This window comes from Pseudomonas sp. NFR09 (genome assembly GCF_900111535.1).
Lineage (GTDB): Bacteria > Pseudomonadota > Gammaproteobacteria > Pseudomonadales > Pseudomonadaceae > Aquipseudomonas > Aquipseudomonas extremorientalis.
Map to the genome: position 1 here is coordinate 182,619 of NZ_FOIH01000007.1, position 23,285 is coordinate 205,903.

Here is a 23,285-nt window from a genome sequence, read left to right on the forward strand (position 1 = left end):
GGTTCGTCAGTGGTTCAAATACAGTGGTGGGGGCGACCTGTCAGAATTTCAACTCTGACCGACTGGTCGCCTTGACTATCGGCGAAACGGTGTTACAACCAATAGAACCCACAGTGGGTAAAAAAGGTCCGCGCAGTCAACCTTATTTATTCGGGTTAGGACGGATAAACTGGATGATACTCCAGTGATGGAGTCTGGTGCAGAGGGATATGGGTATGGCAAGCGGTAAGGTCAAGTGGTTCAACAATGCCAAAGGGTACGGCTTCATTATTGAAGACGGCAAGGATGAAGACCTTTTTGCGCATTACTCAGCGATCAAAATGGACGGTTATAAAACGCTGAAAGCTGGGCAGCCGGTCTCCTTTGACATTATTCAGGGGCCCAAAGGCAAGCACGCGATCGAAATCAGTGCGCCAGTCACCATCGGCACAGCCAAAGAGGGCGTCGCTCAAAAATCAAAAGAGCAATTAGCCTGATCAGCCACCGAGCAGGCGCCCAATAAAAAAACCGGCCATCCCGTTTACGGTGTGGCCGGTTTTTTACCCCTGTCGCTTACATGTGCGAGATCAGCGCATCACCGAAGCCAGACGAAGACACCAGGGTGGCGCCATCCATCAGACGCTCGAAGTCATAAGTCACAGTCTTGGCAGAAATCGCGCCATTAGTGCCCTTGATGATCAAATCCGCCGCCTCGGTCCAGCCCATATGGCGCAGCATCATCTCGGCCGACAGAATCAGCGAACCCGGGTTGACCTGATCCTTGCCCGCATACTTCGGCGCAGTACCGTGAGTCGCCTCGAACATCGCCACGGTATCCGAAAGGTTGGCACCCGGCGCAATACCGATCCCCCCCACTTCCGCCGCCAGCGCATCAGACAGGTAGTCGCCGTTCAGGTTGAGGGTGGCGATCACGTCATACTCAGCCGGACGCAACAGGATCTGCTGGAGCATGGCGTCGGCGATAGCATCCTTGACCACCACATTCTTGCCAGTCTTGGGGTTCTTGAACTGCATCCATGGGCCGCCATCCAGCAGCGTCGCACCAAATTCTTCAGCCGCCACCTCATAGGCCCATTCCTTGAAGGCACCTTCGGTGAACTTCATGATGTTGCCTTTGTGCACGATGGTCAGCGAGTCGCGGTCGTTATCCACTACATATTGCAGGGCTTTGCGCGCCAGGCGCTTGGTACCCTCCTTCGAGACCGGCTTCACGCCAATTCCGCAATCCTGGTCGAAACGGATCTTGGTCACGCCCATTTCTTCCTTGAGGAACTTGATCACCTTGATCGCCTCAGGCGAACCGGCCTTCCACTCGATACCGGCGTAAATATCTTCGGAGTTTTCCCGGAAGATCGTCATGTCCACGTCGCCAGGCTTCTTGACCGGGCTGGGCACGCCTTCGAACCAGCGCACCGGGCGCAGGCACACATACAGGTCGAGTTGTTGGCGCAGGGCCACGTTCAGCGAACGGATGCCGCCACCCACCGGGGTGGTCAGCGGGCCCTTGATGGAGACCACGTAATCCTTGACCGCATCCAGGGTTTCCTGGGGCAGCCAGGTGTCCTGGTCGTAGACTTGAGTTGCTTTCTCGCCAGCATAAACCTCCATCCAGGAGATCTTGCGCTTGCCGCCGTAGGCCTTTTCAACAGCGGCGTCGACTACCTTGATCATCACCGGGCTGATGTCGACACCGATACCGTCACCTTCAATGTAAGGGATGATCGGTTGGTCAGGAACATTGAGAGAATGGTCTGCATTGACGGTGATTTTGTCGCCGACTGCCGGAACCTGAATCTTCTTGTATCCCATGCTGAACTCCATCTATGGATTGAACATCTGGCTGCGTTCGAGCCTACTCCAGATAAATGGCGACTGAAACCTCGCGCCATGCTCATTTGCATCGAAAACAGCATAATTTGTCGCCTACAAGCCTGAAAGCAAAGGCTAAATCGCCAATCTTGAGCACATCGTGCGACTTTCGTCGCAATCGGGTACCTGCGACCTTTAGACCAATGGACGACACACCTTTTGTATGAAGGCTCGGCGTAAGCATAGCGACCTATGTATAATGCCGCCGCTGACCAAAGAGTCACGACGGCGGACCGCTCTAGAACACAGCCTTCCGCTACAAAGCAGGACTATTACAATAGTCCACCCGCTTGACGCTCGACTGATGCAACCCAACATCACCGCGAAGAAACCTCGACATTTCGCTCATGGATGACTTTGAACGAACGCGCTCCACCCGGCGCATCTCGAGTTTCTGCGCACGCTTTCAGCAAAGAAGAGAGTTAATCCGAATATGCCCACCCGCTCGAAGATCATCTACACCTTCACCGACGAAGCCCCGGCCCTCGCCACCTATTCACTGCTGCCTATCGTAGAGGCCTTCACCGCTTCCGCTGATATTGCCGTGGAAACCCGCGACATCTCCCTCGCCGCGCGCATCCTCGCAAGCTTCCCCGAGCAACTGGGTGCCAAGGCTATCCCGGACCACCTCGCCGAACTGGGCGACCTGGCCGTTACGCCTGAAGCCAACATCATCAAACTGCCTAACATCAGCGCCTCGACCCCGCAGCTGCAAGCCGCGATCAAGGAACTGCAGGCCCAGGGCTACGCCCTGCCGGACTACCCGGAAACCGTAACCACCGACGCGGAAAAAGAAACCCGCGCACGTTACGACAAGGTCAAGGGCAGCGCCGTGAACCCGGTACTGCGCGAAGGCAACTCCGACCGCCGCGCACCGCTGTCGGTCAAGAACTACGCACGCAAGCACCCGCACAAAATGGGCGCCTGGGCTGCCGACTCCAAGTCGCACGTCGCCCACATGAGCAATGGCGACTTCTACGGCAGCGAAAAAGCCGTACAGATCGAAGGCGCTGATGCTGTCAAAATCGAGCTGATCGCCCAGGACGGCACCGCCACCGTCCTCAAGGAAAAGACCTCGGTACAGGCCGGCGAAATCATCGACACCGCCGTGCTGAGCAAGAAAGCCCTGCGTGCGTTCATCGCCGCTGAAATCGAAGACGCCAAGAAACAAGGCGTGCTGCTGTCGGTTCACCTGAAAGCCACCATGATGAAGGTCTCCGACCCGATCATGTTCGGCCAGATCGTTGCCGAGTTCTATAAAGACGCCCTGGCCAAGCACGCCACCGTGCTGGAGCAGATCGGTTTCAACCTGAACAACGGCATCGGCGACCTGTACGCGCGCATCAAGGCCCTGCCGGCCGAGCACCAAGCGCAGATCGAAGCTGACATCCAGGCCGTCTACGCGGCTCGCCCTGCCCTGGCGATGGTCAACTCCGACAAAGGCATCACCAACCTGCACGTGCCGAGCGACGTGATCGTCGACGCCTCGATGCCGGCCATGATCCGTGACTCCGGCAAGATGTGGGGCACCGACGGCCAACTGCACGACACCAAGGCGGTGATCCCGGATCGCTGCTACGCCACCATCTACCAGGCGGTCATCGAAGACTGCAAGGCCAATGGCGCCTTCGACCCAACCACCATGGGCAGCGTGCCGAACGTCGGCCTGATGGCGAAGAAAGCCGAAGAGTACGGCTCCCACGACAAGACTTTCCAGATCAAGGCTGACGGCGTAGTCCGCGTCACCGACAGCAAGGGCAACCTGCTGATGGAACAGAAAGTCGAAGCCGGCGACATCTTCCGCATGTGCCAGACCAAAGACGCGCCGATCCAGGACTGGGTCAAACTGGCCGTCAACCGTGCCCGCGCCAGCAACACCCCGGCCATCTTCTGGCTGGACCCTCAGCGTGCACACGACGGCGTCGTGGTCGAGAAGGTTCAGGCTTACCTGAAAGACCACAACACCGAAGGCCTGGACATCCGCATCATGTCGCCGGTCGACGCGATGAAGTTCACCCTGGAGCGCACCCGCAAGGGCCTGGACACCATCTCGGTGACCGGCAACGTTCTGCGCGACTACCTGACCGACCTGTTCCCGATCATGGAACTGGGCACCAGCGCGAAGATGCTGTCCATCGTGCCACTGATGAACGGCGGTGGCCTGTTCGAAACCGGTGCCGGCGGTTCGGCGCCGAAGCACGTACAGCAACTGGTGGAAGAGAACTTCCTGCGCTGGGATTCCCTGGGCGAGTTCCTTGCCCTGGCTGCGTCCCTCGAGCATTTGGGTGTGACGTACAACAACCCGAAAGCCCTGGTCCTGTCCAAGACCCTGGACCAGGCCACCGGCCAGTTCCTCGACAACAACAAGTCGCCATCGCGCAAAGTCGGCAACATTGACAACCGCGGCAGCCACTTCTACCTGGCGCTGTACTGGGCTCAAGCCCTGGCCGCCCAGACCGAAGACACTGCACTGCAAGCGCAGTTCGGCGAACTGGCCAAGACCCTGACCGAGAACGAGGCAACCATCGTTGCCGAGCTCAACGCCGTCCAGGGCAAGCCAGTGGACATCGGCGGCTACTACGCGCCGAACCCGGAACTGACCAGCAAGGCCATGCGCCCAAGCAACACCCTCAATGCGGCGATTGCCAAGTTGAAGTAAGGTTGTAAGGATGCAAACAAGCCCCGGCCCTGTGCCGGGGTTTCTGTTTATGTGCCTTTTTGCTGAAAAAACCCAATCAAAATGTGGGAGGGGGCTTGCCCCCCGATAGCGGTGGGTCAGGCACAGATAGATCAACTGACACGCCCTCATCGAGGGCAAGCCCCCTCCCACACTGACTGTTATCCTGTTCCAGGACAGCACCGCATCTTAAATCCAGAGGCAACCATGACCTGGCAACCCCACATCACCGTCGCCACCCTCGTCGAAGACGACGGCAAGTTCCTGATGGTCGAAGAACTCAAGGGCGGCCGCGCCGTGCTCAACCAGCCCGCCGGCCACCTCGACCCGCATGAAACCCTGACCGAAGCCGCCATCCGCGAAACCCTCGAAGAAACCGGCTGGGACGTCGAGGCCACTGGTATCGTCGGCATCTACCTGTACACCGCCCCCAGCAACGGCGTGACCTACCAACGGGTCTGCTTCATCGCCAAAGCCCTGAAACACCACCCGGACTATCAACTCGACGAAGGCATCATCCGCGCCCGCTGGCTGAGCCGTGACGAGCTGATGGCGGTACGCGACGACTGGCGCAGCGAGCTGATTATCCGCTGTATCGATGATTATCTGGCCGGCCAGCGCCATAGCCTCGAATTGATCCGCCCTTCTCTTTAGCCTTGAAGGCCTGAGCCTGATAGAATCGCGTCCTTTTTCAAGACACCCGTTGAAACCCTATGCGTGATCCAGCCCCTTCTGACACACAAAAGAAGCGCGTCATCGTCGGCATGTCCGGCGGCGTGGATTCTTCCGTTTCCGCCGTTCTGCTCATGGAGCAGGGTTATGAGGTGGAAGGCCTGTTCATGAAGAACTGGGAAGAAGACGATGGAACGGAATATTGCACCGCCATGGACGACCTGGCGGACGCCCAGGCCGTGTGCGACAAGATCGGCATCAAGCTGCACACAGCCAACTTTGCCGCCGAGTACTGGGACAATGTGTTCGAGCACTTCCTGGCCGAATACAAGGCCGGTCGCACGCCGAACCCGGACATCCTGTGCAACCGCGAAATCAAGTTCAAGGCGTTCCTCGACTACGCCATGATGCTCGGCGCCGACCTGATCGCCACTGGCCACTACGTGCGCCGCCGCGACATCGATGGCCGCACCGAACTGCTCAAGGGCCTGGACCCGAACAAGGACCAGAGCTACTTCCTGCATGCCGTCGGCGGCGAACAGATCGCCAAGACCCTGTTCCCGGTAGGCGAGCTGGAAAAACCCGAAGTGCGCAGGATCGCCGAGAAACACGGCCTGGCCACCGCCAAGAAGAAGGATTCCACCGGCATCTGCTTTATCGGTGAGCGCCGCTTCAGCGACTTCCTCAAGCAATACCTGCCGGCACAACCGGGCGAGATCCACACCACCGAAGGCGACGTCATCGGCCGTCACCATGGCCTGATGTACCACACCATCGGCCAACGCCAGGGCCTGGGCATCGGCGGCTTGAAAGACGCCGGTGAAGAGCCGTGGTACGTGCTGGTCAAGGACCTGGAAAACAACGTGCTGATCGTCGGCCAGGGCAACGAGCACCCGCTGTTGTTCTCCGGCGCTCTGCTCGCTTCGGAAATCTATTGGGTCAACCCGATCGACCTGAGCACGCCACGCCGCCTGACCGCCAAAGTGCGCTATCGCCAGAGTGATCAGCCGTGCACCCTGGAAAAAACCGCCACCGGCTACCGCGCCACCTTCGATGACCCGCAACGCGCGGTCACCCCTGGCCAGTCCGTGGTGTTCTACGACGGCGAAATCTGCCTGGGCGGCGGCGTGATTGAAATCGCCGAAGCCTGGAGCCAGAAGGCATGAGCCCGACCCAGGAGCAATTGACGGCACTGGGCGGGGTGTTCCTCGCCGCGGTATTGGTGGACAAGATCGCCAAGACCGGCCAGGTCACCGAGGCCGGCCTGACCTGCATGCTCGGCAGCCTGCTGATCCGCGACCCCAAGGACACCCTGGAGGTCTACGGCGGCGACGACCTGGCGCTGCGCGAAGGTTATCGCGCACTGATCGGCGCATTGGAGCGCGACCCCAGCACCCTGCAACGCGAGCCGTTGCGCTACGCCCTGTCGATGCTCGGCCTCGAGCGCCAGCTGGCCAAGCGCGAGGACATGCTGGAGGTCATCGGCAAGCGCCTGCCGCAGATCCAGTCCCAGGTGGAACATTTCGGCCCGGCCCACGAGAACGTGATCGCGGCCTGTGGCGCGCTGTACCAGGACACCTTGAGCACCCTGCGCCAGCGCATCCAGGTCCACGGCGACATGCGCAACCTGCAGCAACCGAACAACGCTTCGAAAATACGTGCCCTGCTGCTGGCCGGTATTCGCTCGGCGCGGTTGTGGCGCCAGTTGGGTGGTCATCGTTGGCAACTGGTGATCAGCCGTCGCAAATTGCTCAAAGAGCTTTACCCGTTGATGCGCAACGAATAAGTCGCAGCTGCAGGCCATTTTCAAGCCGTTACGCGTAATACGCCGGTCAGTTGGCAACGGACCGGCGGATTTTTTCATGTATGATACGCGCCCCATTTCGTTGCCCGACTGTCCGAGAACACCCCATGCAGCTCTCTTCGCTCACTGCGGTTTCCCCTGTAGACGGCCGCTACGCCGGCAAAACCCAGGCCCTGCGCCCTATTTTCAGCGAATACGGCCTGATCCGTGCTCGCGTACTGGTTGAAGTGCGCTGGCTCCAGCGCCTGGCCGCTCACCCCGCCATCAGCGAAGTGCCGGCGTTTTCCGCGCAAGCCAACGCTGTGCTCGACACCCTGGCGGAAAACTTCTCCCTGGAGCACGCCGAGCGTGTGAAGGAGATCGAGCGCACCACCAACCACGACGTAAAAGCCATCGAATACCTGCTCAAAGAGCAGGCGGCCAAGCTGCCAGAACTGGCCCAGGTCAGCGAATTCATCCACTTTGCCTGCACCAGCGAGGACATCAACAACCTGTCCCACGCCCTGATGCTGCGCGAAGGCCGTGATGACGTGATGCTGCCGCTGATGCGCCAGACCGCCAATGCCATCCGCGAACTGGCCATCCGCTTTGCCGACGTGCCGATGCTGTCGCGCACCCACGGCCAGCCGGCGTCGCCGACCACCCTGGGCAAAGAACTGGCCAACGTGGTGTACCGCCTGGAGCGCCAGATCGCTCAAGTCGCCGCCGTACCGCTGCTGGGCAAGATCAACGGCGCCGTAGGCAACTACAACGCCCACCTGTCGGCCTACCCGGAGATCGACTGGGAAGCCAACGCCCGCGCCTTCATCGAAGACGAGCTGGGCCTGGGCTTCAACCCCTACACCACGCAGATCGAACCGCACGACTACATTGCCGAACTGTTCGACGCCATTGCGCGCTTCAACACCATTCTGATCGACTTCGATCGCGATATCTGGGGCTACATCTCCCTGGGCTACTTCAAGCAGCGCACCATTGCCGGTGAAATCGGTTCGTCGACCATGCCGCACAAGGTCAACCCGATCGACTTCGAAAACTCCGAAGGCAACCTCGGCATCGCCAACGCCCTGTTCCAGCACCTGGCCAGCAAGTTGCCGATCTCCCGCTGGCAGCGCGACCTGACCGACTCCACCGTGCTGCGCAACCTCGGCGTGGGCTTCGCTCACAGCGTGATCGCATACGAAGCCAGTCTGAAGGGCATCAGCAAGCTTGAGCTCAATGAGCAGAAGATCGCCGCTGACCTGGACGCATGCTGGGAAGTCCTGGCCGAACCAATCCAGACCGTGATGCGCCGCTACAACATCGAAAACCCGTACGAGAAGCTCAAAGAGTTGACGCGCGGCAAGGGCATCAGCCCTGAAGCACTGCAAACTTTCATCGACGGCCTGGACATGCCAGCCGCCGCCAAGGCCGAGCTGAAACTGCTCACCCCGGCCAACTACATTGGCAACGCTGTAGAGCAAGCCAAGCGCATCTGATCATCGCAAGACCCTTTGAGACGCCCGGCCGCGCCGGGCGTTTTTATTCCAGTCTGAAAAGTGCTTTTTTTCAATAGGTTACACATGAATCCTGATATCCCTCTTCAACTTCTGGGCGGCATCACGGCACGGGAATTCCTGCGCGACTACTGGCAGAAAAAACCGCTGCTGATCCGCCAGGCCATCCCTGATTTCGAAAGCCCGATCGACGCCGACGAACTGGCCGGCCTGGCGCTGGAAGAAGAAGTCGAGTCGCGCCTGGTGATCGAGCATGGCGAGCGCCCGTGGGAGCTGCGTCGCGGCCCGTTCGCCGAAGATGCCTTCAGCACCCTGCCCGAGCGCGAGTGGACCCTGCTGGTACAGGCGGTCGACCAGTTCGTGCCGGAAGTGGCCGAGTTGCTGGAGCAGTTCCGCTTCCTGCCGAGCTGGCGCATCGACGATGTGATGATCAGCTTCGCCGCACCGGGCGGCAGCGTTGGCCCGCACTTCGACAACTACGACGTGTTCCTGCTGCAGGCACAAGGCAAGCGCAACTGGAAGATCGGCCAGATGTGCAGCTCCGAAAGCCCGCTGCTGCAGCACGCCGACCTGCGTATCCTCGCCGAATTCGAAGAAAGCGCCGAGTGGGTCCTGGAACCGGGCGACATGCTTTACCTGCCGCCGCGCCTGGCGCACTTCGGCATTGCCGAAGACGACTGCATGACCTATTCCGTGGGCTTCCGTGCACCGAGCGCGGCCGAAGTGCTGACCCACTTCACCGACTTCCTCAGCCAGTACCTGACCGACGAAGAGCGCTATACCGACGCTGACGCCCAGCCGGTCAGCGACCCGCACCAGATCCAGAGCGACGCCCTGGACCGCCTCAAGAGCCTGCTGGCCGAGCACATGAGCGATGAGCGCATGCTGCTGACCTGGTTCGGCCAGTTCATGACCGAACCGCGCTATCCTGAACTGGTGGCCGGCGAAGAGTTGGGCGAAGACGACTTCATCAGCAGCCTGCAGGACGGCGCCATCCTGGTGCGCAACCCGAGCGCACGCCTGGCCTGGTCCGAAGTGGACGACGATGTGTTGCTGTTTGCCAGCGGCCAGAGCCGTTACCTGCCGGGCAAGCTGCGTGAACTGCTGAAGCTGGTGTGTTCGGCCGATGCGCTGCACAGCGAGAACCTGGGCGAATGGCTGGCAGACGAAGACGGTCGCGACCTGCTGTGTGAATTGGTCAAGCAAGGAAGCCTGGGATTTGCCGATGAATAGGATTCACGTAAGTGTCGCGGACTGGCAAAAGGATATCGCCGAGATTCGGCGCATTCGTGAAGCGGTGTTTGTCGCTGAACAATCGGTTCCACCGGAGCTGGAGTGGGACGCGGACGACGCCGGCGCAGTGCATTTCCTTGCATTCGAAGGTGATTTTCCGATCGGTACCGCCCGCCTGCTACCCAGCGGCGAGATTGGCCGCGTGTCGGTCCTCAAGGACTGGCGCGGGCTGAAGGTCGGCGACAAGCTGATGGAAACGGTGATTGGCGTGGCCGAACAACGTGGCCAGACCAGGCAGTTCCTGAGTGCCCAGGTGTATGCAGCACCGTTTTATGAGCGGCTGGGCTTCAAGATCGTCAGTGACGAATTTCTTGAAGTCGGGATTCCGCATGTGGATATGGTGCGCGAGGGCTGATCCGAGATCGCGTCGCTGCCATCGGGGGCAAGCCCCCTCCCACTTTTTGACCGAGTAAGTCCTTTGGAATGCGGCCAAGTGTGGGAGGGGGCTTGCCCCCGATAGCCATTTCAGCAACACCAACAATGCCCTGCCATGCCAGGGCATTTTGCCGTCTACGATTCAACTTGCACCCGGCCAGGCCGACAAACTGGCACTATCCAGCCTTTGACTCGCAGAGATAACGGACATGTCCCTACGCACCCTGCTCACCGCCCTCCTCCTGACCGCCAGCGCCGCGGCCATGGCCGACACCGAAGTCGTCAACCTGAGCAACCGTACCAGCGCCGACCTGCTGCCGGTGGCACAGAACTTCATCGGCAAGGACGGCACCGTCAGCGCCTACGGCAACCAACTGATCGTCAAGGCCGACCCCGGCAAGATCCAGGACCTGCGTGCCCTGCTTTCCCAGCTGGATACGCCGGCCAAACGCCTGCTGATCACCGTCGACACCAACGAAAACAACCAGCAGAACACCGGTGACAGCCAGACCCGCATCATCAGCTACGGCACCACCAGCCGCGACGGCGGTGTCCAGCAGATCCAGGCCAGCGAAGGCGTGCCCGCGCTGATCCAGGTCGGCCAGAGCGTACCGCTCACCACCACCCAGCAGGACAGCTATGGCCGCCTGCAGAACCAGACCCAGTATCGCAACGTGACCCAGGGCTTCTACGTGACCGCCAGCGTCACCGGCGAGACCGTACACCTGGCGATCAGTACCAACCGTGACCGCATGAGCCAGGAGCGTCCCGATGTAGTGAACGTACAGAGTACCGACACAACCGTCAGCGGGCGCCTGGGTGAATGGATCACCCTGGCCGGCATCAATCGCGAGACACAGGCCGACAAATCCTCTGCAACCCGCAGCTACTCTACTCAGGGCCGCGATGACCTGACAGTACGGGTCAAGGTCGATACCCTGAACTGAAGCACCAAAAACTGACTGACGAGTCGTATTAGACTAAAGATGTAGTGCTTGAAAAAAAGCACTACAAAACATTTGACGATCCAAAAAAGCATGGGCATGATGGCCTCGCTCCCGCTAATCAGAGGCCCTGGCAAGGGCCTTCGGATCGTCGCTCCAAGCTACCCACCCGAGCCGATTCGTGTCTGTACCGCCCACAAGGCGTGTTTGACGAGGTTGCGACTGGAACGAAGTTGTCCCGAGGGACGGAAGCTAACCAGGTAACCCGGCTACACGCTGTTGAACACCCGAGGGCCCACGACGCCCGGAGACTGTTCTCGGTCCACCTGTACCTGCTCCACCCTCTCGCCAATCGTTCATCCCGTCGCATTCCCCGTCAGACCCGACATGACCGCCTAAGCTTCTGGTCAGCGAGCAGCCCTGCCCACGCATTTGAATGCAGGGCTGGCAAATGGATTTTTCCACCACACGAAGACGCGACGAGGTTTACTTCCATGGCACTGACACGCGAACAGCAAATTGCAGCCCTCGAGAAAGACTGGGCTGAAAACCCACGCTGGAAAGGCGTGACCCGCGCTTATTCCGCTGCTGACGTCGTCCGCCTGCGTGGCTCGGTTCAACCTGAGCACACCTTTGCAAAACTCGGCGCCGAGAAGCTGTGGAACCTGGTGACACAAGGTGCCAAGCCGTCCTTCCGTCCCGACAAAGATTTCGTCAACTGCATGGGCGCCCTCACTGGCGGCCAGGCAGTCCAGCAGGTGAAAGCCGGTATCCAGGCGATCTACCTGTCCGGCTGGCAAGTGGCGGCGGACAACAACTCCGCTGAATCCATGTACCCCGACCAATCGCTGTACCCGGTGGACTCGGTGCCGACCGTGGTCAAGCGCATCAACAACTCGTTCCGTCGTGCCGACCAGATCCAGTGGAAAGCCGGCAAGAACCCGGGCGATGAAGGCTACATCGACTACTTCGCACCGATCGTGGCCGACGCCGAAGCCGGTTTCGGCGGCGTACTCAACGCCTACGAACTGATGAAGAGCATGATCGAGGCTGGCGCTGCCGGCGTGCACTTCGAAGACCAGTTGGCGTCCGTGAAGAAATGCGGCCACATGGGCGGCAAGGTACTGGTTCCGACCCAGGAAGCCGTACAGAAACTGACCGCTGCCCGCCTGGCCGCTGACGTTGCCGGCACGCCGACCATCATCCTGGCGCGTACCGATGCCAACGCGGCTGACCTGCTGACATCGGACTGCGACCCGTACGACCAGCCATTCGTGACTGGCGAGCGCACCCAGGAAGGTTTCTATAAGGTACGTGCCGGTCTCGACCAAGCCATCGCCCGCGGCCTGGCCTACGCGCCGTACGCCGACCTGATCTGGTGCGAAACCGCCAAGCCGGACCTGGACGAAGCCCGTCGCTTCGCCGAAGCGATCAAGAAGGAATACCCGGACCAACTGCTGTCCTACAACTGCTCGCCTTCCTTCAACTGGAAGAAGAACCTGGACGACGCGACCATCGCCAAGTTCCAACGCGAACTGTCCGCCATGGGCTACAAGCACCAGTTCATCACCCTGGCCGGCATTCACAACATGTGGCACAGCATGTTCAACCTGGCGCACGACTACGCCCGCAACGACATGACCGCCTACGTGAAGCTGCAGGAGCAGGAGTTCGCTGACGCCGCCAAGGGCTACACCTTCGTGGCACACCAGCAGGAAGTGGGCACCGGCTACTTCGACGACATGACCACCGTGATCCAGGGCGGCACCTCGTCCGTGACCGCGCTGACCGGTTCGACCGAAGAAGAGCAGTTCCACTGATTGACTGAGTACACGGCCACTGCAGCCCCAGGGAAGACCTAACCGCAGTGCCGCACAAAGATCACGCCCCGACCTGTTCGGGGCGTTTTTTTGCCCCGTGAAAAACCTCCCTGTCAAAATGAAGATCAACCTGTGGGAGGGGGCAAGCCCCCTCACACACTGGAAATGCCGACGAGGCTCTGGATTTTGTGCAAAACATTGATCCAGAGCGGTATTTGCAGGGATCAAATCGGTTAAAAGATCCCCGTCGGCAACTAAGCGGTATTCAACCAAGTAACAGCAACTTCCCCCGCCCCACCACACACACCCGCTTAAAACCCGCGCAAACAATATTCATTATCATTTAGCTCGTGAAAACTTCGTTACCGGTTAAACAAAACACATTTGATTAAATGCCCGCTAATGCCCGCCACACAAGGGCTGTAGCCCCAAGAAGGTGCACTATGTGCTTATTCCATCGAATAATTTCGCTATCGGAATTTTACTTGCCCGGTGTTTAGCCATAAAATCACCGCGATTGATTGCAGTGCGACATATCGTCACTGCATCGTTACTTTTTCGAGCTCAGAGACCTTTGCTCTCTGTTAAGGATTTCCAGCATGACCGAAGCGACAGGACTCATGGCCCACAACTGGGGCTTTGCCATTTTCCTCCTCGGTGTTGTCGGCCTCTGCGCCTTCATGCTCGGTGTTTCCAGCCTCCTCGGGTCAAAAGCCTGGGGCCGCAGCAAAAATGAACCGTTCGAGTCCGGCATGCTGCCTACAGGTGGCGCCCGCTTGCGGCTCTCAGCCAAATTCTATCTGGTCGCGATGCTGTTCGTGATCTTCGATATCGAAGCCCTCTTTCTCTTTGCCTGGTCTGTGTCCGTCCGCGAAAGCGGCTGGACCGGATTCGTCGAAGCCCTCGTTTTCATAGCAATTCTGTTGGCAGGTCTTGTCTACCTATTCCGAGTGGGCGCCCTTGACTGGGCTCCGGAAGCTCGTCGTAAGCGGCAAGCGAAGCTGAAACAATGAGGCTTTGGCGATGCAATACAATCTCACCAGGATCGACCCGGATGCTCCTAACGAGCAGTACCCCATCGGCGAGCGGGAAACCGTTTCCGACCCGTTAGAAGACCAAGTCCACAAAAACATCTACATGGGCAAGCTGGAAGACGTGCTGAGTGGCGCGGTCAACTGGGGGCGTAAGAACTCCCTGTGGCCGTACAACTTCGGTCTTTCGTGCTGCTACGTGGAAATGACCACCGCCTTCACGGCGCCCCACGACATCGCGCGCTTTGGCGCCGAAGTTATCCGGGCCTCGCCGCGCCAGGCGGATTTCATGGTTATCGCCGGCACCTGCTTCATCAAGATGGCGCCGATCATCCAGCGTCTCTACGAGCAAATGCTCGAACCGAAGTGGGTAATCTCCATGGGTTCGTGCGCCAACTCCGGTGGCATGTACGACATCTATTCCGTCGTTCAAGGGGTGGACAAGTTCCTGCCCGTGGACGTCTACGTGCCTGGCTGCCCGCCTCGCCCTGAAGCGTTCCTGCAAGGCTTGATGCTGTTGCAGGAATCGATTGGCAAGGAGCGTCGCCCGCTTTCCTGGGTCGTCGGCGATCAAGGCGTGTACCGCGCCGAGATGCCGTCGCAAAAGGAACAGCGCCGCGAACAGCGTATCGCAGTCACCAACCTGCGCAGCCCCGACGAAGTCTGATCCAGCACCGCTTCTTTTATAGAACGAACACCTGGCTTCATTCTTTACGTTGACCGAAAGCGATAAAAAACCATGACTACAGGCAGTGCTCTGTACATCCCGCCTTATAAGGCAGACGACCAGGATGTGGTCGTCGAACTCAATAACCGTTTTGGCCCTGACGCCTTCACCGCCCAGGCCACACGCACCGGCATGCCGGTGCTGTGGGTGGCGCGTGCCAGGCTTGTCGAAGTCCTGACCTTCCTGCGCAACCTGCCCAAGCCGTACGTCATGCTCTATGACCTGCACGGTGTGGACGAGCGTCTGCGCACCAAACGCCAGGGGCTGCCGAGCGGCGCCGATTTCACCGTGTTCTACCACCTGCTGTCGATCGAACGTAACAGCGACGTGATGATCAAGGTCGCCCTGTCCGAGAGCGACCTGAGCGTGCCGACCGTGACCGGTATCTGGCCGAACGCCAGCTGGTACGAACGCGAAGTCTGGGACATGTTCGGCATCGACTTCCCGGGCCACCCGCACCTGACGCGCATCATGATGCCGCCGACCTGGGAAGGTCACCCGCTGCGCAAGGACTTCCCTGCGCGCGCCACCGAATTCGACCCATTCAGCCTCAACCTCGCCAAGCAACAGCTTGAAGAGGAGGCTGCACGCTTCCGTCCGGAAGACTGGGGCATGAAGCGCTCCGGCACCAACGAGGACTACATGTTCCTCAACCTGGGCCCGAACCACCCTTCGGCCCACGGCGCCTTCCGTATCATCCTGCAACTGGACGGCGAAGAAATCGTCGACTGCGTGCCGGACATCGGCTACCACCACCGTGGTGCCGAGAAAATGGCCGAGCGCCAGTCGTGGCACAGCTTCATCCCGTACACCGACCGTATCGACTACCTCGGCGGCGTGATGAACAACCTGCCGTACGTGCTCTCGGTCGAGAAACTGGCCGGTATCAAGGTGCCGGACCGCGTCGACACCATCCGCATCATGATGGCCGAGTTCTTCCGGATCACCAGCCACCTGCTGTTCCTGGGGACCTATATCCAGGACGTCGGCGCCATGACCCCGGTGTTCTTCACCTTCACCGACCGTCAGCGCGCCTACAAGGTCATCGAAGCCATCACCGGTTTCCGCCTGCACCCGGCCTGGTACCGCATCGGCGGCGTGGCCCACGACCTGCCGAACGGCTGGGAACGCCTGGTCAAGGAATTCATCGACTGGATGCCCAAGCGCCTGGACGAATACCAAAAGGCCGCGCTGGATAACAGCATCCTCAAGGGGCGTACCATCGGCGTCGCGCAGTACAACACCAAGGAAGCCCTGGAATGGGGCGTCACCGGTGCCGGCCTGCGTTCCACCGGCTGCGATTTCGACCTGCGTAAAGCACGTCCGTACTCCGGGTATGAGAATTTCGAATTCGAAGTCCCGCTGGCGGCCAATGGCGATGCCTACGACCGTTGCATCGTGCGCGTCGAAGAAATGCGCCAGAGCCTGAAGATCATCGAGCAGTGCATGCGCAACATGCCGGCCGGCCCGTACAAGGCGGATCACCCGCTGACCACGCCGCCGCCGAAAGAGCGCACGCTGCAGCACATCGAAACCCTGATCACGCACTTCCTGCAGGTTTCGTGGGGCCCGGTCATGCCGGCCAACGAGTCCTTCCAGATGATCGAAGCGACCAAGGGTATCAACAGTTATTACCTGACGAGCGATGGCGGCACCATGAGCTACCGCACCCGGATCCGTACCCCGAGCTTCGCCCACTTGCAGCAGATCCCTTCGGTGATCAAAGGCGAGATGGTCGCGGACTTGATTGCGTACCTGGGTAGTATCGATTTCGTTATGGCCGACGTGGACCGCTAAGCATGAACAGCACGCTTATCCAGACAGACCGTTTCACCTTGAGTGAAACCGAGCGCTCGGCCATCGAGCACGAGCTGCATCACTACGAAGACCCGCGCGCGGCGTCGATCGAAGCCTTGAAGATCGTCCAGAAGGAACGAGGCTGGGTGCCGGACGGCGCCCTCTACGCCATCGGCGAAATCCTCGGCATCCCTGCCAGCGACGTTGAAGGGGTGGCCACGTTCTACAGCCAGATCTTCCGTCAGCCGGTGGGCCGCCACATCATTCGCGTGTGCGATAGCATGGTCTGCTACATCGGCGGCCACGAATCGGTGGTCAGCGAGATCCAGAACAAGCTGGGCATCGGCCTCGGCCAGACCACCCCGGACGGCCGCTTCACGCTGCTGCCGGTGTGCTGCCTGGGCAACTGCGACAAGGCGCCGGCGTTGATGATCGACGACGACACATTCGGTGACGTGCAGCCCGCTGGCGTGACCCAATTGCTCGAGGGCTACCCATGACCCTGACTTCTTTCGGCCCGGCCAACCTGATCAAGCGTTCGCCCGAGACCCACCCGCTGACCTGGCGCCTGCGTGACGATGCCGAACCGGTATGGTTCGACGAGTACCAGGCCAAGAACGGCTACGCGGCTGCGCGCAAAGCCTTCGCGGACATGGCCCAGGACGATATCGTCCAGACCGTGAAAGACGCCGGCCTCAAAGGCCGCGGCGGTGCAGGCTTCCCCACGGGCGTGAAGTGGGGCCTGATGCCCAAGGACGAATCCATCAACATCCGCTACCTGCTGTGCAACGCGGATGAAATGGAGCCGAACACCTGGAAAGACCGCATGCTGATGGAGCAACTGCCCCATCTGCTCATCGAAGGCATGCTGATCAGCGCCCGCGCGCTGAAAACCTACCGGGGCTACATCTTCCTGCGTGGCGAGTACACCACCGCCGCCAAGCACCTCAACCGTGCCGTGGAAGAAGCCAAGGCCGCCGGCCTGTTGGGCAAGAACATCTTGGGTTCGGGTTTTGACTTCGAACTGTTCGTGCACACCGGCGCCGGGCGCTACATCTGCGGTGAAGAAACCGCACTGATCAACTCCCTCGAAGGTCGCCGCGCCAACCCGCGTTCCAAGCCGCCCTTCCCTGCCGCCGTGGGCGTGTGGGGCAAGCCGACCTGCGTGAACAACGTCGAGACCCTGTGCAACGTGCCGGCGATCATCGCCGACGGCGTGGACTGGTACAAATCGTTGGCCCGCGAAGGCAGCGAGGACATGGGCACCAAGCTCATGGGCTTCTCCGGCAAGGTCAAGAACCCTGGCCTGTGGGAGCTGCCGTTCGGCGTGACCGCACGCGAGCTGTTCGAGGACTACGCCGGCGGCATGCGCGACGGCTACACCTTGAAAGCCTGGCAGCCAGGCGGCGCCGGTACCGGTTTCCTGTTGCCCGAGCACCTCGACGCACAAATGTACGCCGGCGGCATCGGCAAGGTGGGCACCCGGATGGGTACCGGCCTGGCGATGGCGGTCGACAACACCGTGAACATGGTCTCCTTGCTGCGCAACATGGAGCAGTTCTTTGCCCGCGAGTCCTGCGGCTTCTGCACACCATGCCGCGACGGTCTGCCATGGAGCGTGAAGCTGCTGATGGCCCTGGAAAACGGCGAAGGCCGCGAGGGTGATATCGAAACCCTGCTGGGCCTGGTCGGTTTCCTCGGCCCGGGCAAGACCTTCTGTGCTCACGCACCGGGCGCCGTGGAGCCATTGGGCAGCGCAATCAAATACTTCCGCTCGGAGTTCGAAGCCGGCATCGCGCCTACCAGCGCTGCCGTCCCGCCTCTGGCAAGGCCGATCGTAGTCGGCGCGTAACGCTTTAAAAGGCGAAGGGTCCGTGCCCTTCGCTTTCTCATGGGCTGACGCCGTAGAGGCTGTGTTGAGGCCCATGAATAACAAGATTCCATTAGCCACGCCCGCTGACAACGGGCCAACGAAGAACTTTGAACCATGGCCACTATCCACGTAGACGGCAAAGCGCTCGAAGTCGATGGGGCAGACAACCTGTTACAGGCCTGTCTGTCGCTCGGTCTCGATATCCCGTATTTCTGCTGGCACCCCGCGCTTGGTAGCGTCGGGGCCTGCCGCCAGTGTGCGGTCAAGCAGTACACCGACGAGAACGACACCCGTGGTCGTATCGTCATGTCCTGCATGACCCCAGCCACCGACAACACCTGGATCTCCATCGACGATGAAGAATCCAAGGCGTTCCGCGCCAGCGTCGTCGAATGGCTGATGACCAACCACCCCCACGACTGCCCGGTCTGTGAGGAAGGCGGTCACTGCCACCTGCAAGACATGACCGTGATGACCGGCCACAACGAGCGCCGTTATCGCTTCACCAAGCGTACCCACCAGAACCAGGACCTCGGCCCGTTCATTTCCCACGAAATGAACCGCTGCATCGCCTGCTATCGCTGCGTGCGCTTCTATAAGGACTACGCCGGCGGCACCGACCTCGGCGTATTCGGCGCCCACGACAACGTGTACTTCGGTCGTGTTGAAGACGGCGTGCTCGAAAGCGAGTTCTCCGGCAACCTCACCGAGGTCTGCCCGACCGGTGTGTTCACCGACAAGACGCACTCCGAGCGCTACAACCGCAAGTGGGACATGCAGTTCGCCCCGAGCATCTGCCATGGCTGCTCCAGCGGTTGCAACATCTCCCCGGGCGAGCGCTACGGCGAATTGCGTCGCATCGAAAACCGCTTCAACGGTTCGGTCAACCAGTACTTCCTGTGCGACCGTGGCCGTTTCGGCTATGGCTACGTCAACCGCGAAGACCGCCCTCGCCAACCACTGCTGGCCGACGGCGCCAAGCTGAGCCTGGACGACGCGCTGGATAAAGCTGCCGACCTGCTGCGCGGCCGCAACATCGTCGGTATCGGTTCGCCCCGCGCCAGCCTCGAAAGCAACTTCGCGTTGCGCGAGCTGGTGGGCGCCGAGCACTTCTACAGCGGTATCGAAGCCGGTGAATTGGAGCGCATCCGCCTGGTCCTGCAGGTGCTGAACGACAGCCCGCTGCCCGTACCGAACATGCGCGACATCGAAGACCACGACGCGATCTTCGTGCTCGGTGAAGACCTGACCCAGACCGCCGCCCGCATCGCCCTGTCGCTGCGCCAGTCGGTCAAGGGCAAGGCCGAAGACATGGCCGACGCCATGCGCGTACAGCCGTGGCTCGACGCCGCAGTGAAGAACATCGGCCAGCACGCGCTGAACCCGTTGTTTATTGCGAGCATCGCTGAAACCAAGCTCGACGACATCGCCGAAGAATGTGTGCACGCAGCACCGGACGACCTGGCCCGCCTCGGTTTCGCCGTGGCCCACGCCCTGGACGCCAGCGCGCCTGCCGTCGAAGGCCTGGACACTGAAGCCGTCGAACTGGCCCAGCGCATCGCCGACGCCCTGCTGGCGGCCAAGCGCCCATTGATCATTGCTGGCACCTCGTTGGGTTCCAAGGCGCTGATCGAAGCCGCTGCCAACATCGCCAAGGCCCTGAAGCTGCGCGACAAGAACGGTTCCATCAGCCTGGTGGTGCCGGAAGCCAACAGCCTCGGCCTGGCCATGCTCGGTGGCGAGTCCCTGGACGCTGCCCTGCAGGCGGTGACCGACGGCAACGCCGACGCCATCGTGGTACTGGAAAACGACTTGTACACCCGCACCGACGCCGCCAAGGTCGACGCGGCACTGAACGCGGCCAAAGTGCTGATCGTTGCCGATCACCAGAAGACCGCCACCAGCGACCGCGCCCACCTGGTACTGCCGGCCGCCACCTTCGCCGAAGGCGACGGCACCCTGGTCAGCCAGGAAGGCCGTGCCCAGCGCTTCTTCCAGGTGTTCGATCCGAAGTACATGGACGCCAGCATCCTGGTTCACGAAGGCTGGCGCTGGCTGCATGCCTTGCGCGCCACCCTGCTGAACCAGCCGATCGACTGGACCCAGCTCGACCACGTCACCGCAGCCACCGCTGCCAGCGCCCCGCAACTGGCGCGGATTGTCGACGCGGCACCGTCCGCTTCGTTCCGCATCAAGGGCTTGAAACTGGCCCGTGAACCGCTGCGTTATTCCGGTCGTACCGCGATGCGCGCCGACATCAGCGTGCACGAACCGCGTACCCCGCAAGACAACGACACCGCGTTCGCCTTCTCCATGGAAGGCTACTCGGGTTCGGTCGAGCCGCGTCAGCAGGTGCCATTCGCCTGGTCGCCGGGCTGGAACTCGCCGCAGGCCTGGAACAAGTTCCAGGACGAAGTCGGTGGTCACCTCCGCGCTGGCGACCCGGGCACCCGCCTGATCGAAAGCACCGGTGATGCGCTGAACTGGTTCGCCGCCGTACCGCGTCCGTTCAACCCGGCCCAGGGCACCTGGCAGGTTGTGCCGTTCTTCCACCTGTTCGGCAGCGAAGAGAACTCTTCCAAGGCCGCGCCGGTGCAAAGCCGCATTCCTGAAGCCTACGTATCCCTGGCCAAGTCCGAAGCCGACCGCCTGGGCGTCAACGACGGTGCCCTGCTCAGCCTGAACGTGGCCGGCCAGACCCTGCGTCTGCCGCTGCGCATCAACGATGAGTTGGGTGCAGGCCTGGTTGCACTGCCAAAAGGCCTCGCCGGTATTCCGCCTGCGATCTTTGGCAAAACCGTTGACGGTCTGCAGGAGGCAGCGCAATGACCTGGTTCACCCCTGAAGTGATCGACGTGATCATCTCGGTCGTCAAGGCCATCGTGATCCTGTTGGCCGTGGTCGTCGCGGGCGCCCTGCTCAGCTTCGTCGAACGTCGCCTGCTGGGTTGGTGGCAGGACCGCTACGGTCCGAACCGCGTTGGCCCGTTCGGCATGTTCCAGATCGCCGCCGACATGTTGAAAATGTTCTTCAAGGAAGACTGGACCCCGCCGTTTGCCGACAAGGTGATCTTCACCCTGGCACCGGTCGTGGCCATGAGCGCCTTGCTGATCGCCTTCGCGATCATCCCGATCACCCCGACCTGGGGCGTGGCGGACCTGAACATCGGCTTGCTGTTCTTCTTCGCCATGGCCGGACTGTCGGTCTACGCGGTACTGTTCGCCGGCTGGTCGAGCAACAACAAGTTCGCCCTGCTGGGCAGCTTGCGGGCCTCGGCCCAGACCGTGTCCTACGAAGTGTTCATGGGCCTGGCGCTGATGGGCATCGTGGTGCAGGTCGGCTCGTTCAACATGCGCGACATCGTCGAGTACCAGGCACAGAATCTGTGGTTCATCATTCCGCAGTTCTTCGGCTTCTGTACCTTCTTCATCGCTGGCGTCGCCGTGACTCACCGTCACCCGTTCGACCAGCCGGAAGCGGAACAGGAACTGGCCGACGGTTACCACATCGAATACGCCGGCATGAAGTGGGGCATGTTCTTCGTCGGTGAATACATCGGCATCATCCTGATCTCGGCCCTGCTGGTCACGCTGTTCTTCGGCGGCTGGCACGGACCGTTCGGCATCCTGCCGCAGTTGGCGTTCTTCTGGTTCTTCCTGAAGACCGCGTTCTTCATCATGTTGTTTATCCTGCTGCGCGCTTCCATTCCGCGTCCACGATATGACCAGGTGATGGATTTCAGCTGGCGCTTCTGCCTGCCGCTGACCCTGATCAATTTGCTGGTGACTGCTGCCGTGGTGCTGATGCACACGCCAGCGGCTGCGGTTCAGTGAGGATTTGACCCATGTTCAAATATATTGGCGACATCGTTAAGGGTACCGGTACCCAGTTGCGAAGCCTGGTGATGGTGTTCGGTCACGGCTTTCGCAAACGCGACACCCTGCAATACCCGGAAGAAGCGGTATACCTGCCGCCGCGCTATCGCGGCCGCATCGTACTGACCCGCGACCCCGATGGCGAAGAGCGTTGCGTAGCCTGCAACCTGTGCGCCGTGGCGTGCCCGGTGGGTTGCATCTCCCTGCAGAAAGCTGAAACCGAAGACGGTCGCTGGTACCCGGACTTCTTCCGCATCAATTTCTCGCGCTGCATTTTCTGCGGCCTCTGCGAGGAAGCTTGCCCGACCACCGCGATCCAGCTCACACCGGATTTCGAGATGGCCGAGTTCAAACGTCAGGACCTGGTGTACGAGAAAGAAGATCTGTTGATCTCTGGTCCCGGTAAAAACCCTGATTACAACTTCTATCGTGTTGCAGGTATGGCCGTTGCCGGTAAGCCGAAAGGCGCCGCACAAAACGAAGCCGAGCCGATCAACGTGAAGAGCTTGCTGCCTTAAGGAAGAAAGATGGAATTCGCTTTCTATTTCGCATCGGGTATCGCGGTTGTGTCCACGCTTCGCGTGATCACCAACACCAACCCCGTGCACGCCCTGCTCTACCTGATCATTTCGCTGATCGCCGTGGCCATGACCTTCTTCAGCCTCGGCGCGCCGTTCGCCGGTGTGCTGGAAGTGATCGCCTACGCCGGCGCCATCATGGTGCTGTTCGTGTTTGTGGTGATGATGCTCAACCTGGGGCCGGCTTCGGTCGCCCAGGAACGCGTCTGGCTCAAGCCCGGCATCTGGCTCGGCCCGGTTGTCCTGGCAGCGCTGCTGCTGGGTGAACTGCTGTATGTGCTGTTCGCTCACCAGAGCGGCCAAGCCATCGGCCACACCACCGTGGATGCAAAAGCCGTGGGCATCAGCCTGTTCGGCCCGTACCTGCTGGTGGTCGAACTGGCGTCGATGCTGCTGCTCGCTGCAGCCGTCACCGCCTTCCACTTGGGCCGCAACGAAGCCAAGGAGCAATGAC

General features: G+C 60.7%; 20 protein-coding genes. 19 read left to right on the forward strand and 1 reads right to left on the reverse strand.

What is annotated here, in order from left to right; genetic code table 11:
* Positions 1–209: 209 nt before the first annotated feature.
* Positions 210–476 (forward strand): cold shock domain-containing protein CspD, encoded by a 267-nt coding sequence (cspD, locus tag BMX59_RS17210; protein WP_092245095.1) that lies wholly within the window; start codon positions 210–212, stop codon positions 474–476.
* Positions 477–552: 76 nt separating this feature from the next.
* On the opposite strand, the gene icd is transcribed toward cspD, so the two are convergent.
* Entirely contained in the window at positions 553–1,809 is a 1,257-nt protein-coding gene (gene icd, locus BMX59_RS17215; protein ID WP_028616796.1) for an NADP-dependent isocitrate dehydrogenase, read from the reverse strand.
* 493 nt (positions 1,810–2,302) lie between these two features.
* Here icd and BMX59_RS17220 point away from each other — a divergent pair, with 493 nt between their 5' ends.
* From BMX59_RS17220 to nuoJ, 18 genes are all read left to right on the forward strand, one after another.
* Positions 2,303–4,528, forward strand: a complete 2,226-nt coding sequence (locus BMX59_RS17220) for an NADP-dependent isocitrate dehydrogenase (protein ID WP_093123823.1) — start codon at positions 2,303–2,305, stop codon at positions 4,526–4,528.
* A gap of 225 nt (positions 4,529–4,753) precedes the next feature.
* Entirely contained in the window at positions 4,754–5,200 is a 447-nt protein-coding gene (locus tag BMX59_RS17225) for an NUDIX hydrolase (protein WP_093123827.1), read from the forward strand.
* 59 nt (positions 5,201–5,259) lie between these two features.
* Positions 5,260–6,384 (forward strand): tRNA 2-thiouridine(34) synthase MnmA, encoded by a 1,125-nt coding sequence (gene mnmA / locus BMX59_RS17230; RefSeq protein ID WP_071491899.1) that lies wholly within the window; start codon positions 5,260–5,262, stop codon positions 6,382–6,384.
* Positions 6,381–7,004: a high frequency lysogenization protein HflD gene (gene hflD, locus BMX59_RS17235; protein WP_058425015.1), complete on the forward strand. Its 624-nt coding sequence runs from the start codon at positions 6,381–6,383 to the stop codon at positions 7,002–7,004. The genes mnmA and hflD overlap by 4 nt, the downstream gene beginning before the upstream one ends.
* Before the next feature lie 125 nt (positions 7,005–7,129).
* Entirely contained in the window at positions 7,130–8,500 is a 1,371-nt protein-coding gene (purB, locus tag BMX59_RS17240) for an adenylosuccinate lyase (RefSeq protein WP_092245071.1), read from the forward strand.
* A gap of 84 nt (positions 8,501–8,584) precedes the next feature.
* The gene (locus BMX59_RS17245) at positions 8,585–9,751 is read left to right on the forward strand and encodes a ribosomal protein uL16 3-hydroxylase (RefSeq protein ID WP_093123834.1); all 1,167 of its coding nucleotides are present in this window, start codon (positions 8,585–8,587) and stop codon (positions 9,749–9,751) included.
* Positions 9,744–10,166, forward strand: coding sequence for a GNAT family N-acetyltransferase (locus BMX59_RS17250; protein WP_093123837.1), 423 nt, complete (start codon positions 9,744–9,746; stop codon positions 10,164–10,166). Before BMX59_RS17245 ends, BMX59_RS17250 begins: the two co-directional genes overlap by 8 nt.
* Before the next feature lie 229 nt (positions 10,167–10,395).
* Positions 10,396–11,133: a secretin N-terminal domain-containing protein gene (locus tag BMX59_RS17255; protein ID WP_071491903.1), complete on the forward strand. Its 738-nt coding sequence runs from the start codon at positions 10,396–10,398 to the stop codon at positions 11,131–11,133.
* Between the two features lie 491 nt (positions 11,134–11,624).
* Complete coding sequence (aceA, locus tag BMX59_RS17260; protein ID WP_003174717.1) at positions 11,625–12,950, forward strand: isocitrate lyase; 1,326 nt, start codon at positions 11,625–11,627, stop codon at positions 12,948–12,950.
* Between the two features lie 599 nt (positions 12,951–13,549).
* Positions 13,550–13,963, forward strand: coding sequence for an NADH-quinone oxidoreductase subunit A (locus tag BMX59_RS17265; protein WP_003219575.1), 414 nt, complete (start codon positions 13,550–13,552; stop codon positions 13,961–13,963).
* A gap of 10 nt (positions 13,964–13,973) precedes the next feature.
* A complete protein-coding gene (locus BMX59_RS17270) occupies positions 13,974–14,648 on the forward strand; it encodes a NuoB/complex I 20 kDa subunit family protein (protein WP_003174719.1) in 675 nt (224 codons plus the stop codon).
* Positions 14,649–14,720: 72 nt separating this feature from the next.
* The gene (gene nuoC, locus BMX59_RS17275; protein WP_092488806.1) at positions 14,721–16,505 is read left to right on the forward strand and encodes an NADH-quinone oxidoreductase subunit C/D; all 1,785 of its coding nucleotides are present in this window, start codon (positions 14,721–14,723) and stop codon (positions 16,503–16,505) included.
* Between the two features lie 2 nt (positions 16,506–16,507).
* A complete protein-coding gene (gene nuoE / locus BMX59_RS17280) occupies positions 16,508–17,005 on the forward strand; it encodes an NADH-quinone oxidoreductase subunit NuoE (protein ID WP_003174721.1) in 498 nt (165 codons plus the stop codon).
* Positions 17,002–18,357 (forward strand): NADH-quinone oxidoreductase subunit NuoF, encoded by a 1,356-nt coding sequence (gene nuoF, locus BMX59_RS17285; protein ID WP_025858970.1) that lies wholly within the window; start codon positions 17,002–17,004, stop codon positions 18,355–18,357. The genes nuoE and nuoF overlap by 4 nt, the downstream gene beginning before the upstream one ends.
* Positions 18,358–18,492: 135 nt before the next feature.
* Positions 18,493–21,207 carry an NADH-quinone oxidoreductase subunit NuoG gene (gene nuoG / locus BMX59_RS17290; RefSeq protein ID WP_093123844.1) on the forward strand — a complete coding sequence of 905 codons (2,715 nt, stop codon included), beginning with the start codon at positions 18,493–18,495 and terminating at the stop codon, positions 21,205–21,207.
* Positions 21,204–22,211 carry an NADH-quinone oxidoreductase subunit NuoH gene (gene nuoH / locus BMX59_RS17295; RefSeq protein WP_071491905.1) on the forward strand — a complete coding sequence of 336 codons (1,008 nt, stop codon included), beginning with the start codon at positions 21,204–21,206 and terminating at the stop codon, positions 22,209–22,211. The genes nuoG and nuoH overlap by 4 nt, the downstream gene beginning before the upstream one ends.
* Before the next feature lie 11 nt (positions 22,212–22,222).
* The gene (gene nuoI, locus BMX59_RS17300; protein WP_003174725.1) at positions 22,223–22,771 is read left to right on the forward strand and encodes an NADH-quinone oxidoreductase subunit NuoI; all 549 of its coding nucleotides are present in this window, start codon (positions 22,223–22,225) and stop codon (positions 22,769–22,771) included.
* 9 nt (positions 22,772–22,780) lie between these two features.
* Positions 22,781–23,284: an NADH-quinone oxidoreductase subunit J gene (gene nuoJ / locus BMX59_RS17305; RefSeq protein ID WP_016974048.1), complete on the forward strand. Its 504-nt coding sequence runs from the start codon at positions 22,781–22,783 to the stop codon at positions 23,282–23,284.
* The last annotated feature ends 1 nt before the right edge of the window (position 23,285 follow it).

What these genes read in the sequence shown, in the direction of transcription:
- BMX59_RS17220 (WP_093123823.1), top strand. Translation starts at nt 2,303, where the DNA reads ATGCCCACCCGCTCGAAGATCATCTACACCTTCACCGACGAAGCCCCG.
- nuoF (WP_025858970.1), top strand. Translation starts at nt 17,002, where the DNA reads ATGACCCTGACTTCTTTCGGCCCGGCCAACCTGATCAAGCGTTCGCCC.
- cspD (WP_092245095.1), top strand. Translation starts at nt 210, where the DNA reads ATGGGTATGGCAAGCGGTAAGGTCAAGTGGTTCAACAATGCCAAAGGG.
- BMX59_RS17225 (WP_093123827.1), top strand. Translation starts at nt 4,754, where the DNA reads ATGACCTGGCAACCCCACATCACCGTCGCCACCCTCGTCGAAGACGAC.
- nuoH (WP_071491905.1), top strand. Translation starts at nt 21,204, where the DNA reads ATGACCTGGTTCACCCCTGAAGTGATCGACGTGATCATCTCGGTCGTC.
- mnmA (WP_071491899.1), top strand. Translation starts at nt 5,260, where the DNA reads ATGCGTGATCCAGCCCCTTCTGACACACAAAAGAAGCGCGTCATCGTC.
- purB (WP_092245071.1), top strand. Translation starts at nt 7,130, where the DNA reads ATGCAGCTCTCTTCGCTCACTGCGGTTTCCCCTGTAGACGGCCGCTAC.
- icd (WP_028616796.1), bottom strand. Translation starts at nt 1,809, where the DNA reads ATGGGATACAAGAAGATTCAGGTTCCGGCAGTCGGCGACAAAATCACC.
- nuoG (WP_093123844.1), top strand. Translation starts at nt 18,493, where the DNA reads ATGGCCACTATCCACGTAGACGGCAAAGCGCTCGAAGTCGATGGGGCA.
- hflD (WP_058425015.1), top strand. Translation starts at nt 6,381, where the DNA reads ATGAGCCCGACCCAGGAGCAATTGACGGCACTGGGCGGGGTGTTCCTC.
- nuoI (WP_003174725.1), top strand. Translation starts at nt 22,223, where the DNA reads ATGTTCAAATATATTGGCGACATCGTTAAGGGTACCGGTACCCAGTTG.
- BMX59_RS17255 (WP_071491903.1), top strand. Translation starts at nt 10,396, where the DNA reads ATGTCCCTACGCACCCTGCTCACCGCCCTCCTCCTGACCGCCAGCGCC.
- BMX59_RS17265 (WP_003219575.1), top strand. Translation starts at nt 13,550, where the DNA reads ATGACCGAAGCGACAGGACTCATGGCCCACAACTGGGGCTTTGCCATT.
- aceA (WP_003174717.1), top strand. Translation starts at nt 11,625, where the DNA reads ATGGCACTGACACGCGAACAGCAAATTGCAGCCCTCGAGAAAGACTGG.
- BMX59_RS17270 (WP_003174719.1), top strand. Translation starts at nt 13,974, where the DNA reads ATGCAATACAATCTCACCAGGATCGACCCGGATGCTCCTAACGAGCAG.
- BMX59_RS17245 (WP_093123834.1), top strand. Translation starts at nt 8,585, where the DNA reads ATGAATCCTGATATCCCTCTTCAACTTCTGGGCGGCATCACGGCACGG.
- nuoE (WP_003174721.1), top strand. Translation starts at nt 16,508, where the DNA reads ATGAACAGCACGCTTATCCAGACAGACCGTTTCACCTTGAGTGAAACC.
- BMX59_RS17250 (WP_093123837.1), top strand. Translation starts at nt 9,744, where the DNA reads ATGAATAGGATTCACGTAAGTGTCGCGGACTGGCAAAAGGATATCGCC.
- nuoJ (WP_016974048.1), top strand. Translation starts at nt 22,781, where the DNA reads ATGGAATTCGCTTTCTATTTCGCATCGGGTATCGCGGTTGTGTCCACG.
- nuoC (WP_092488806.1), top strand. Translation starts at nt 14,721, where the DNA reads ATGACTACAGGCAGTGCTCTGTACATCCCGCCTTATAAGGCAGACGAC.